At 71.3% G+C, this 12507-nt stretch carries 11 protein-coding genes; 2 read left to right on the top strand and 9 right to left on the bottom strand.

Annotation, left to right across the window (positions count from 1 at the left end; translation table 11 throughout):
* Positions 1 to 87: 87 nt before the first annotated feature.
* From WS54_RS30520 to WS54_RS30490, 7 genes are all read right to left on the bottom strand, one after another.
* Positions 88 to 591, bottom strand: coding sequence for a low affinity iron permease family protein (locus tag WS54_RS30520; protein WP_059779931.1), 504 nt, complete (start codon positions 589 to 591; stop codon positions 88 to 90).
* A gap of 160 nt (positions 592 to 751) precedes the next feature.
* Entirely contained in the window at positions 752 to 1492 is a 741-nt protein-coding gene (locus WS54_RS30515) for an FRG domain-containing protein (RefSeq protein WP_059780002.1), read from the bottom strand.
* A 111-nt stretch (positions 1493 to 1603) separates the two neighbouring features.
* Entirely contained in the window at positions 1604 to 1987 is a 384-nt protein-coding gene (copM, locus tag WS54_RS30510) for a CopM family metallochaperone (protein ID WP_059779932.1), read from the bottom strand.
* 98 nt (positions 1988 to 2085) lie between these two features.
* Entirely contained in the window at positions 2086 to 3756 is a 1671-nt protein-coding gene (locus WS54_RS30505; RefSeq protein WP_059779933.1) for a GMC family oxidoreductase, read from the bottom strand.
* Entirely contained in the window at positions 3743 to 4408 is a 666-nt protein-coding gene (locus WS54_RS30500; protein ID WP_059779934.1) for a gluconate 2-dehydrogenase subunit 3 family protein, read from the bottom strand. The genes WS54_RS30505 and WS54_RS30500 overlap by 14 nt, the downstream gene beginning before the upstream one ends.
* Entirely contained in the window at positions 4405 to 5256 is an 852-nt protein-coding gene (locus WS54_RS30495; protein WP_059779935.1) for a hypothetical protein, read from the bottom strand. Before WS54_RS30495 ends, WS54_RS30500 begins: the two co-directional genes overlap by 4 nt.
* 18 nt (positions 5257 to 5274) lie before the next feature.
* Positions 5275 to 6375: an enolase C-terminal domain-like protein gene (locus WS54_RS30490; protein WP_059779936.1), complete on the bottom strand. Its 1101-nt coding sequence runs from the start codon at positions 6373 to 6375 to the stop codon at positions 5275 to 5277.
* 131 nt (positions 6376 to 6506) lie between these two features.
* Between WS54_RS30490 and WS54_RS30485 the strand changes: the two genes are divergently transcribed.
* Entirely contained in the window at positions 6507 to 8342 is a 1836-nt protein-coding gene (locus WS54_RS30485) for a thiamine pyrophosphate-requiring protein (protein WP_059779937.1), read from the top strand.
* A gap of 25 nt (positions 8343 to 8367) precedes the next feature.
* Here WS54_RS30485 and WS54_RS30480 read toward each other — a convergent pair whose 3' ends face one another.
* Together WS54_RS30480 and WS54_RS30475 are read right to left on the bottom strand one after the other, a co-directional pair.
* The gene (locus tag WS54_RS30480; protein WP_059780003.1) at positions 8368 to 10146 is read right to left on the bottom strand and encodes a glycoside hydrolase family 15 protein; all 1779 of its coding nucleotides are present in this window, start codon (positions 10144 to 10146) and stop codon (positions 8368 to 8370) included.
* Between the two features lie 5 nt (positions 10147 to 10151).
* Complete coding sequence (locus tag WS54_RS30475) at positions 10152 to 11135, bottom strand: SDR family oxidoreductase (RefSeq protein WP_059779938.1); 984 nt, start codon at positions 11133 to 11135, stop codon at positions 10152 to 10154.
* Positions 11136 to 11439: 304 nt separating this feature from the next.
* Between WS54_RS30475 and coxB the strand changes: the two genes are divergently transcribed.
* The gene (gene coxB / locus WS54_RS30470) at positions 11440 to 12498 is read left to right on the top strand and encodes a cytochrome c oxidase subunit II (protein ID WP_059779939.1); all 1059 of its coding nucleotides are present in this window, start codon (positions 11440 to 11442) and stop codon (positions 12496 to 12498) included.
* Positions 12499 to 12507 lie beyond the last annotated feature (9 nt).

Below are 12507 nucleotides of genomic sequence, written 5' to 3'. Positions count from 1 at the left end.
CGTCGCGATGCGCCGCCGGAAACGACAAGCGTTTGAAAAATCATCGGGCCGCGCATCGCTCGACCTGAAAATCGGAGAATCGGAAGCTCAGGGCTCGGGCGTGCCGGCCGTTTCCGCGCGCTTGCCGCCCGGCTCGTCCTCGCCGCGCTCGGCCGCGCGCTGCGCCATGTCGACGTAGGTCTGCGCGAGCGCGCGCAACTCCTCCTCCGACGCATCCTCGATCCCGATCAGCCGGTCGCTCGCCGCGCGCGTGACCGCGAGCAACTCGTCGAGCTTGAGGTGCAACGCCACGCTGTCGCGGTTCTGGTTGCGCTGCAGCAGGAACACCATCAGGAACGTGATGATCGTGGTGCCGGTATTGATGACGAGCTGCCACGCATCGGAGTAATGAAACACCGGCCCGCTCGCGAGCCACAGCACGGTGATGGCGACCGCGCTGCCGAACGCCACCGGCGAACCGGCCCACGTGGTCACGCTCGACGCAAAACGTTCGAACGCGCGGGTGACGGCGTGCCCGGCCGGCCTCGAACTCGCGCCGGGCTCGCACGCCGTATCGCGACGGTCGCTCGGTGGTTCGTTGGGTTCGCGCATGAAAGCCTCCTCCGATTCGATGGTTTGTTTGAATAGGCATGAAGCGCGTCGCGCCCGCCGCGAAGCGGACGCAAGCGTGGGCCGCCGGGTCGGCCCCGGCCGCGCGCCGTCGAGACGAGCATCGCGCGTGCCCGGCCCGCACGCCCATGCGGCCGCGTCTTCACCGCGGCGCGTGCGTATCCTCGTCGTCCGGGAAATAGCGCGTGTCGGTCAGCTGCGCGATGCCGTCGAGATCCGGAAAGATCGTCGCGACGCTCACGCCGACGCCGGCAAGCTCCTGCCGGATCGTCGCGAACCGGGCGCCCGGCACGACGATGCGCACGAGACGGCCGGCGAGGTCCGCGTGCGCGTCGAGCGGCACGAAACGCTCGGCGCCGGCGTCGTAACTATGAATCGTGAACCAGCCGTCCTGCGCGGTGATCCTCGGCATCACGTGGCGCGGCCGGAACACCTTGGTGCGCGTGACCTGCAGCGGGGCGCGCCGTTCGGCGGCGGTCGCGATGTCGTCGGCGTCGTGCGACAGGCACCACACCACGCCGTCTCCGCCCGATTCGCCCGCGCGCCGGACCGCGAACCACAGCGCGGCCAGTGCGTTGCCGGACCAGTCGAGCAGGCGCGTGCGCATCCCGTGCTGCTGCGCGAGCGCCAGCCAGTCGCACGCATCGAGGCTCTGCCCGGGTTCGAGATGCGGCAGCGCGCGCCGCGTGAATTCGTCGAGCATCCGCGCTTCGACGTCGGGCGACGCGCGCTGCCGCGCGATGCCCGGCACGAGCGGCCAGCCGGCGTTGCACTGGCCGCGAAAGAGTCGCAGCGCCATCGTCCGGCGCTGCGCACCGATCACGGCCATGTAGTCGGCCACGCTGTCGACCGAGCGGTCTGCCGCCTCGTGCTCACCGTCCATGTCTCGCGCCTCCTGTCGCTTTTGCCCGTATTCGCGGCCGTCGCGGCGGCTCGTGTCCGACGGCGTCGCGACCGGTACGGCCGGCTGCGTATCGCCGTATCGCATCGCGGCTCACGGCGTCTTGCCGTGCTCCTTCTGCCAGCGCTCCATCAACGCGATCTCGTCGCGCTGCGCGGCGACGATCCGGCTCGCGAGTTGCCGCAGCGTCGGGTCCTTGCCGTATTTGAGCTCGACCTGCGCCATGTCGATCGCGCCCTGGTGATGCGGCGCCATGTGCGCGACGAAATCGCGGTCGGCGTCGCCCGTGTACGGTGCGCTCTCCATCGCTTCCATCATTTTTCGGTCGGCGCGCTTGAACGCCTGCGTGGACGTGTCGGGCACGCTGACGGGATTGGCGGGGCGCAACTGCCCGGCCGCGGGCAGCGTCGACGCGCACGCCGCGAGCAGTGCGCAGGCGGCGCAACGGCGCGGGAATGAACGGTTGAATGCTGGCATGAGACGATTCCTCGACAAGAAAGTGAATGGTTCGCTTGCGGCATCCTCGCGCGCAAGCACACGCCGTATCGGTCGCCGCCGGAGCCGCGCCGCGCGATTCACCGCCATCGCCCGCGCGCATGCGCATCGCCGCGTGCGACCAGCGCCCGGATGCGGTCGGCGGTGCGGCAGGCGATCGCCTGGATCGTCAGCGACGGATTCACGCCGCCCACCGTCGGAAACACCGAGCCGTCGCACACCCACAGATTCGGAATGTCCCAGCTGCGGCAATCGGCATCGACGACGCTCGTCGCCGGGTCGTCGCCCATCCGCACGGTGCCGGCGAGATGGCACGTGTCGTCCTCCTCGTGCCAGATGTCGCGCGCGCCGGCCGCCTCCAGCGAACGCTCCATCTGCGCGAGCGCATGGCGGATCATCCGGCGATCGTTGTCGTCGTACGAATAGGTCACGCGCGCGACCGGCAGCCCGAACGCGTCGCGTTCGTCGGCGAGCGTCACGCGGTTGTCCGCGCGCGGCAGCGTCTCGCCGACGATCTTCAAGCCGGCCTGGAAGTTGTAGCGCGCCATCTCGCGCTTCAGCGCGTCGCCCCACAGCCCGCGCGCGGCGACCTTGCGCGCCCATTCGATCGGCAGCGGGCCCTGGCTCATCCAGCAATAGCCGCCGAAGAAATCCTTGCCTTCGTCCGCGTAGTTCCAGTGCTCGGTGATCGACAGCGACGGCGGCCCCTTGTACCAGCGCACTTCGTCGTCCATCGTCCCCCACGACGCCTGGTTGAGCTGCGCCATCAGGTAGCGGCCGACGAGCCCCGAGCGGTTGGCGAGCCCCTGCGGATGCCGTCCGTTCGCGGACAGCAGCAGCAGGCGCGGCGTCTCGATCGCATAACCGGCGACGACGACGTTGCGCGCGCGCTGGAACCGCGTGCGGCCGTCGCGCGCGTAGTGCACGCCGGTCACGCGATCGCCGTCGGCCTCGATCCGCAGCGCCATCGCGAGATCGCGCACTTCGGCGCCGGCCGCGACCGCCCGCGGAATCCACGTGACGAGCGCACTCTGTTTCGCGTTGGTCGCGCAGCCGGCGATGCAGAAGCCGCGATACACGCACGGATGCGCGCGGCCGCGCGGCGCGGACAGCGTCGCGAGCGGCGTCGGCGTCCAGTCGATGCCCAGTGCCTCGGCGCCGCGCGCCAGCACGAGCGCGGCCGCGTTCAGTTCGTGCGGACGATACGGATAGCGCGGGCGCGGCGGCCCCCACGGGTAGTTCACCGGCCCGCTGATCTTCAACGCCTGTTCGACCTCGCGGTAGTAGCGCCACATCTCGCGCCAGTCGAGCGGCCAGTCGACGCCGTAGCCGAGTGCGGTGCGCGAACGAAACCACTCGGGCCGGAACCGCAGCGACACCATCGCGAAATGCACGGTGCTGCCGCCGACCGCGCGACCGCTGTTGTTGGTACCGAGCGTGAGCGGATCGGCGCCGTCGCAGATCCGCTCGTCGGTCCAGAACAGCTTGTGCTGATGCGTCTCGTCGGACGCGAATTCCTCGAGCGGCCGCCACCATGCGCCCGCGTCGAGCGCGACGACCGAGAAGCCGTATTCGGCGAGCTTGCACGCGAGCGTGCCGCCGCCGGCGCCGGTGCCGACGATCACGAAGTCGACCGCGTCGTCGTCGCGGAACATCCGCATCGGCGACCAGCCGCCGACCCGCAACGGATCGGGCGCACGGCCGTCGCGGCCGCGCGGCGACGGGATGGACAGCGGTTCATCGGCGGCCATCGCGATCGCCCTCCTCCACGCGCATTTCCGCTTCCCACGGGTCGCGCCGGTTGAAGTCCATCCGCACGTAGCCGCGCGGGCTCGCGGGGCCGCCGAAGCCGATCTCGTTCCACGCGAACGGATGGCCGTAATACGCGCCGCAGATATCCATCAGCACGCGCTTCGCGAAGAACGTGCGCGGGTCCATGCCGGCCCAAGCCGGTTCCACCTGTCGATCGACGTCGCCTTTCTGCACCGCGTGCAGCAACGCGTCGGCGTCGCGCGCGGCGAGCGCCGCGAACGGGCAGCCGTGCGCGTGCCGCGCCATTGCGTCGAGCGCGGCGAGACCCGTCTGCCACGCGGCGCGCAGCGGCGGAAGACGCGCATCGCGATAGCCGTCGCCGTCGTCGGCCGCGAGCCGCGCATCGACCAACGCGGCGGTCGGAATCGCGCCGGCCCCGCCCGGCTGCTGCGGCACGATGCGCGCGCACAACGCACCGAGCGTCGCGAATCGTTCGGCATCCAGATGACGCGGCGCATTCGCCGCGACGCGCAGGCGCGCATCGATCGCGCGTCGCGTCGCATCGTTCCACGACGGCGTGTCGCGCTTGGCGAGCACGTCATAGCCCGGATAGCGCGGCAGCGCGACCGGCTTGCGGTTCGCATCGTTCATGGCGCCTCCTGTTCGGCGAGCGCGGTCGCGGCCAGCCCCGCGATCGCGAGCGCGGTGAAGCTCGGCGGCGCCGGCAGCGGCGGCCCCGACAGCAGGTTCTGCGACCAGTTGCGCCAGCCGCCCATCTGCCGCGCGACGCCGCGCGCATGAAACGCGACGCCGACGAACCCGAGCACGGCCGTCGCGCGCAGCCACCCGCGGCAGAGCCACCGGTCGGCGCGCGGGCGCGACAGCGCGAGCCGGGCAGTCGCCAGCGCGGCGAGCGGCGGCACGACGAGCGGCGCGAACATCGCGCGATGCTGGAACGCGCCGCGAAAATGCAGCAACCCGACTTCGCCGAGCGTGCCGACGAGCCCCGCCGCGACCAGCCCGGCAAGCGCGCGCCCGGCCGGCAGCCCCGCGAGCCGCGGCGCATCGGCAGGGCTCTCGCGCAACCGCTCGCCCGCCGCGCCCAGCGCGCCCGACAGCAGCAGCGCGAACGGCGCGCCGAGCGGTGCGCCATAGAACAGGTTGTGCCAACTGAAACCGCCCGGCCGCTTCGTCACGTTGTACAGGTGGAACGCGGAACCGGCGACGCCGACCGCGGCCGATGCGACGTGCACCGCGTCGCGCAGCCGGTGACGCATGGGCGTATCGTCCGCGTGGCCGTGCACGCTCGCGATCACCGACAGCGTCGACATCGCGAGCGGCGCGAGCATCGCGCGATTGTGAAAGGTGCCGCGATAGTGTTCGACGCCGCTGTCGGCGAGCACCGAGCCGGCCAGCAGCAACGCGCTGCGATTCAGCAGCCGCGCGGCGTCGGCCAGCAATCTGTCGCGCTCGGCGGCGCGATGTCGGCGGTGTCGCATCGTTCCTCCTCGTCGGGGTTAAAGCGCGAAATCCAGCAGGTCGGCGGTGCGCAATTCGAGGCCGAGCCCGGCGCGCGTCGCGTCGATTTCCAGTGCGCCGTCGACGAGCGTCGGCGCGCCGTCGAACAGCATCCGCTCGAGGCGGACATGATCGTGAAACCATTCGACGTGGCGCAGGCGCGGCGCCGCGCAACCGATGTGCCGGTGCAGCGCGGGCGCGCAATGCGCGGACAGGTCGACGTGGTGCGCATCGGCGAGCGCGGCGGCCGCGAGAAAACCGCTGACGCCGCCGCAGCGCGTCGCGTCGGCCTGCAGCACGTCGACCGCCCGCCCTTCCAGCAAGCGCCGAAAATCGTCGGGCGTATACGCGTACTCGCCGGCCGCGACGTCGATGCGCGCGCCGACGTGCTCGCGCACGAATCGCAGCCCGGCGACGTCGTCGCTGCTGACGGGCTCCTCGAACCACCGAACGTCGCAATCGGCGGCCGCCTGCGCGAACGCGAGCGCCGTGCGCGGCGCGTACGCGCCGTTCGCATCGACGAACAGGTCGACGTCAGGCCCGAGCGCATCGCGCGCCGCATGCACGCGCGCCGGATCGCGCGCATCCTGCACGCCGATCTTGATCTTGCATGCGTGCACGCGCTCGGCGCGCCATCCGTCGAGCTGCGCGGCGAGCGTCGGCGCATCGTAAGTCGTGAACCCGCCGCTGCCGTACACCGGCACGCGTTCGCGCAGGCGGCCCAGCAGCAGCGCGAGCGGCACGTCGGCGAGCTTCGCCTTCGCGTCCCACAGCGCGGCGTCGAGCGCCGATATCGCGGTCGCCGCGATCCCGCTGCGGCCGACGTTGCGCACCGCGCGCCACAGCGCGTCGACGGCGGCCGGGATGTCCACCGCCGGCCGGTTGCGCAGCACGCCGGCCAGCAGCGACGTGACGAGCGGCACGGCGCTCGCATCGGTGTACGTATAGCCGAGCCCCGTCACGGGCCCCGCGTCGATCTCGACGACGACGACCGTCGTCGCGGTCCATGCATAGGTGCCGTCGGCTTCGGGCCGGTCGGTCGGCACGCGGTACGCGCGAGCGCGCACGGCGTCGATCGCCGGCGCGGTGGAAAGGGCCATCTTTGCGCTCCGGTCTGCTTGCTTTTTGCTTGCGGAGAACCCGTGCAACCGCTGTGCCCGACGCACGCGACGCGGCACGTGCCTTGCGCGGCTGCCTCGCATCGACTCATCCCGAACCAAGGAGAAACGGCATGGCGACAGTGGCGGATTTCATCGTCGAGCGGCTCTACGAGTGGGGCGTGCGCCGCATCTACGGCTACCCGGGCGACGGCATCAACGGCTTTTTCGGCGCGCTGAACCGCGCCGACGGCAAGATCGAATTCATCCAGGCGCGCCACGAGGAGATGGCGGCCTTCATGGCGTCCGCGCATGCAAAATTTACAGGCGAGCTCGGCGTATGCGTCGCGACGTCGGGGCCCGGCGCCGCCCACCTCGTGACCGGCCTGTACGACGCGCGGCTCGACCACATGCCGGTGCTCGCGATCGTCGGCCAGCAGGCGCGCGCGTCGCTCGGCGGCCACTATCAGCAGGAAGTGGATCTGCCGGCGCTTTACAAGGACGTTGCGGGCGCATTCGTTCAGCTTGCGACGGTGCCCGGCCAGGTGCGCCATCTGGTCGATCGCGCGGTGCGCACCGCGCTCGGCGCGCGCACGGTCACCGCGCTCGTGCTGCCGAACGACCTGCAGGAGCTCGACTATGCGCCGCCGAAACGCGCGCACGGCACCGTGCATTCGGGGGTCGGCTATACGGCGCCGAAAGTCGTGCCGTATGCGGACGACCTGCGGCGTGCGGCCGACGTGCTCAACGCGGGGTCGAAAGTCGCGCTGCTGGTCGGCGCCGGCGCGCTGCACGCGACCGACGAGGTCATCGCGGTGGCCGACCGGCTTGGCGCGGGCGCCGCGAAAGCGCTGCTCGGCAAGGCCGCGCTGCCGGACGACCTGCCGTGGGTGACCGGCTCGATCGGGCTGCTCGGCACCAAGCCGAGCTACGAGCTGATGACCGAATGCGACACGCTGCTGATCGTCGGCTCCGGTTTTCCGTATTCGGAATTCCTGCCGAAGGAGGGCCAGGCGCGCGGCGTGCAGATCGACCTGAAGGCCGACATGCTGAGCCTGCGCTACCCGATGGAAGTCAATCTGGTCGGCGACAGCGCCGAGACGCTGCGCGCGCTGCTGCCGCTGTTGAACGAGCGGCGCGATACCGCATGGCGCGACCGGATCGCGAAATGGAACCACGACTGGCACGAGACGCTCGCGGCCCGCGCGGCCGCGAAAGCCAGCGCGGGGCGTGGCGTCAATCCGCAGCGCGCGTTTACCGAGCTGTCGCCGCGCCTGCCCGACGACGTGATCCTGACGAGCGATTCGGGCTCCTGCGCAAACTGGTATGCACGCGACCTGACGATGCGGCGCGGGATGATGGGCTCGCTGTCCGGCGGGCTCGCGTCGATGGGCGCCGCGGTGCCCTATGCGATCGCCGCGAAATTCGCGCATCCGGTGCGCCCGGTGATCGCGATGGTCGGCGACGGCGCGATGCAGATGAACAACATGGCCGAGCTGATCACGGTCGCCAAATACTGGCGCCAGTGGCCCGACCCGCGCTGGATCTGCATGGTGCTGAACAACGAGGACCTGAACCAGGTCACGTGGGAGCAGCGCGTGATGGAGGGCGACCCGAAGTTCGACGCGTCGCAGCAGATCCCGAACGTGCCGTACTACCGCTTCGCGACGCTGCTCGGCCTCAAGGGCATCTACGTCGACGATCCCGAGCAGCTCGGCGCCGCGTGGGACGAGGCGCTCGCGTCCGACCGGCCGGTCGTGCTCGAAGTGAAGAGCGACCCCGAGGTGCCGCCGCTGCCGCCGCACGTGACGCTGCAGCAGGCGAAGCATTTCGCCGAAATGCTGGTGAAAGGCGACGCGCGCGAAGCCAACGTGATCGTCGAGACCGCGCGGCAGGTGCTGTCGGCCGTGCTGCCCGGCAACGGCGAACACGGCGGCAAGGCCGGCAACGGAGGGAAAGGCGAATCGTAAGGCGGGCACGCGCGGGACGACGCGGCTAGTCGATGTCGACGTCGTCCCGCCCGTCGCCGTGCAGCGCGAGCGCCGCATTCACGAGCCCGACCTGCGCGAGCGTGAACGGAAAATTCCCGCATAGGCGCCGCGCGTTCACGTCGTACTCCTCGGACAGCAGCCCGACGTCGTTGCGCAAGCCGAGCAGCCGCTCGAAGAGCGCGCGCGCGTCGTCGTCGCGCCGCTGCAGCCGGTACACCTGCACGAGCCAGAAACCGGCCGCGAGAAACGCGCCTTCGTCGCCCTCGCAGCCGTCCGCGAAACGCGGCGGGCGATAGCGGAACGGCAAGCCGTCGTCGACCAGCTCCCGCTCGATCGCGGCGACCGTCGCGACCACGCGCGGGTCGGTCGCGTCGAGCATCCCGGTGAGCGGAATCAGCAGCAGGCTGACGTCGATGCCGTCGCCGTCGAAACGGTCGACGAAGCGGCCGAGCTGCGCGTGGTAGCCGCGCTCGAGCACCTCCGCGCGCACCGCGTCGGCCCAGCGCCGCCACACGTCGAGCGGCGCGTGGTGGCCGAACGCGCGCGCGGAGCGGTATGCGCTTTCGACCGCGGCCCACACCATCACCTTCGACGACGTGAACGGGTGCCGCCCGCTGCGCACCTCCCAGATGCCTTCGTCCGGCTCGCGCCAGATCGTCGCGAGATGTTCGAGCAGGCGCCGCTCGAGCGTCCACGCGTCGTCGTCGGGCGGCAGCCCGTGCCGGCGCGCCTGATACAGCGCGCCGAGCACCTCGCCGTACACGTCGAGCTGCAACTGGTCGGCCGCCGCGTTGCCGAAACGCACCGGCCGCGCGCCTTCGTAGCCGGCCAGATGCGCGGCCTCCCATTCGGACGCGCGCCGCCCGCCGTCGGCCGCATACAGCACCTGCAGCTGCGACGGATGATCGGCGATCGCCCGCACGAGCCAATCGCGCCAGCGCGCGGCTTCGTCGCGATAGCCGCAGCGCACCAGCGCGCGCAGCGTGAAGCTCGCGTCGCGCAGCCAGCAGAACCGGTAGTCCCAGTTGCGCGCGCCGCCGAAGCGCTCGGGCAACGAACTGGTCGGCGCCGCGACGATGCCGCCGGTGCGCAGGCTCGACAGCAGCTTGATCGTGATCAGCGCACGTTCGACCGCGTCGCGATACGGGCCGTCGGCCGCGTTGCAATTCGACCAGACGCGCCAGAATGCCTGCGTGTCGCGCAGCGACGCATACGCGTCGGGCACGGCCGGCGCCGGGTCGAACGAACGCGCGTAACTGATGCAGAAATCCGTCCGCTCGCCCGCCGAGATCCGGCGCGTGCCGACGAGCCGGTCGCTCTGCACGTCGAGCCGCGCATCCGTGTCGAGCCACATCGCGTCGCCGCCCGTCATCATCCGCCAGCGCCGGCCGAAACGCCGGCACCACGGCAGCGCGCCGCCGTAGTCGAAGCGCACGCCGAGATCGACGTCGACGTCGACCGTCCCGCGCACGCCGCACACGCTGCGGATCAGGCACGGATCGCGTGCGTTCCAGCTCATCCAGTCGGTGATCGCGATGCAGCCGGACGGCGTGTCGAACGTCGTCTCGAGTATCGCGGTGCCCGGCAGATAGCGCCGCGTCACGCGCGCATCCGGCTCGCTCGGCGCGATCCGGAACCGGCCGTTGTCCGGCGTGCCGACGAGCGCGGCGAAGCACGGCGGCGAATCGAAGTCCGGCCAGCACAGCCAGTCGATGCTGCCGTCGCGGGCGACGAGCGCCGCGCTGCGGCCGTCGCCGACGAGCGCGTAATCCTCGATCCGCATCGCGCTCACCGGTTCCGCTTGCGCGCGACGGCAACCGCGGTCGCGAGCACGGCGACCGCGACGCCGAACGCGAGCGCACGCGACGCGCCGAGCCCGGCCTCGACGCCGGTGCGGCACGCTTCGTCGGTGAACGCGCCGCGCGTCGCATGGCCGCCGGGCACGCTCGTCCACAGGTTCGACGGGCGCTGGCCGGCAGGCGCGGCGCGCTGCTGGCCGCGCACCGCCGTGCGTGCGAGATAGCGGTCGAACAAGCCGGGCGCGATACCGTTCGCAACGATCGCCGCGAGCGACGACCAGCCGACCCAGCGTTCGCGGCACGGATGCCGCGCGGCATGCACGATCGCATCGGCCGCCACCTCCGGCGCATAGACCGGCGCGACCGGACGCGGTGCGTGCGGCAGCGCGGATTCGGCCCAGTCGAACTGCGGCGTGTCGATCGCAGGTAATTGCACCATCGTCACGCGCACACGGCTGTGCGCATGCAGCAGCTCGCAGCGCAGCGCGTCGGTAAAGCCGCGGATCGCGTGTTTCGCGCCGCAGTACGGCGCTTGCAGCGGAATCGACCGGTACGCGAGCGCGGAGCCGACCTGTACGATCGTGCCGCGGTTGCGCGGCCCCATCCGCGCAAGCGCGGCCCGCGTGCCGTATACGCAGCCGAGGTAGGTCACGGCCGTCACGCGCGCATAGTCTTCCGGCGAAATTGCGTCGAACGGAGCGAACACGGTGACCATCGCGTTGTTGACCCACACGTCGAGCGGCCCGAGCTCGCGTTCGATCCGCTCGGCGGCCGCGTCGAGCGCGGCCGCATCGCTGACGTCGACGGCGATCGGCAGCGCCCGGACGCCGTACGCCCGCACCTCGCACGCGGTGTCGTGCAGTGCATCCGGGTCGCGAGCAAGCAGCGCGACGTTCGCGCCGCACCGCGCGAACGCGTGGGCGGTCGCGCGGCCGACGCCGGCGCTCGCGCCGGTGATCGCGACGGTCTTCACGGTCGGTTCCTCCCGTTTTCCGATGAGGGGCCGGCATGCCGACGCAGCTTTTGCGCCGCAGCGTGCCGGAACGCGATCGGCGCAGCAAACGACATGCCGCCGGCGATGCGGACCCATGCGGACCGTACCGCGCCGGCGCGCGCCGTGAACGGCCGCCCGATTTACAAACCGGCTGTAACGCACCGGCGCGTTGCGTGCGCCATTGCGCGTTGCCGCAGCCGCCTGCGTGCGAGCCGCGTACGCACGGAACTTGCTCCGCCGCGAACGGCTTTGGTCATGCCGCCACCATCGGCAAGGAGTCGCGTTGCTCGTTCCGTTGTCCAGAAAAACGCGTCGTATCGCATGCATCGCACCGTTCGCGTGGGCGGTCGCGCCGCTCGTCGCGCGCGCGGCCGCCGAGCCTGCGGCGCCCGGCAATAATCCGACCGCGCCGCTGCCGCTCGCCTACGTCGTGCACGCGGCCGGCCCCGCCGCGCAGCCGGTCTTCGTGCTCGGCTGGGCGCTGCTCGCGCTGTGCCTGTTCGTCTGCGTCGCGATCGCCGTGCTGCTGCTGATCGCGCTGTTTCGCCGTCGCGCGCGGGCGGGCGGCGGCCACGGCAGCGGGCTGACGATCGTGACCGTGGGCTCGGCGATCTCGATCCTGCTGCTGTTCGGCGCGCTCGTCTACATGCTGCGCGTGCTCGGCGCGATCGCGACGCCGCCGCGCCCGCCCGCGCTGACGATCGCGGTAACCGCGCACGACTGGTGGTGGGCCGTTCGTTATCCCGACGATGCCGACGGCCCGGCCTTCGTCACCGCGAACGAAATCCATATTCCGGTGGGCGAGCCGGTCGCGATCGAACTGAAGAGCGCCGACGTGATCCATGCGTTCTGGGTGCCGCAACTCGCCGGCAAGACCCAGACGATTCCCGGCCAGACCAATCGCCAGTGGCTGCAGGCCGACCGGCCGGGCGTCTATCGCGGGCAGTGCTCGCAATACTGCGGCGCGCAGCATGCGCACATGGCGTTCGAAGTCGTGGCCGAGCCGCCGGCCGCGTTTCGTGCGTGGCTCGCCGCGCAACGCCAACCGGCGCAGGCGCCCGCGGCCGGCGCCGAGCGCCGCGGCCAACGCGTGTTCGCCGCGCGCTGCGCGGGCTGCCACGCGGTGCGCGGCACCGACGCAACGGGCGACGCGGGCCCCGATCTCACGCACGTCGGCACGCGCCGGCTGCTCGCGGCCGGCACGCTCGACAACACGCCCGACGACCTGCGCCGCTGGATCGCGCATGCGCAGCAGCTCAAGCCGCAATCGCTGATGCCGTCGATCGCGCTCGCGCCGCGCGACGCCGACGATCTCGCCGCGTATCTCGCGACGCTGCACTGAACCGAGGAT

The organism is Burkholderia sp. NRF60-BP8 (genome assembly GCF_001522585.2).
In the GTDB taxonomy this organism is placed as follows: Bacteria; Pseudomonadota; Gammaproteobacteria; order Burkholderiales; family Burkholderiaceae; genus Burkholderia.
Note: the sequence above shows the minus strand (reverse complement) of the source record. Positions and strands in the feature narration are given on the sequence as shown.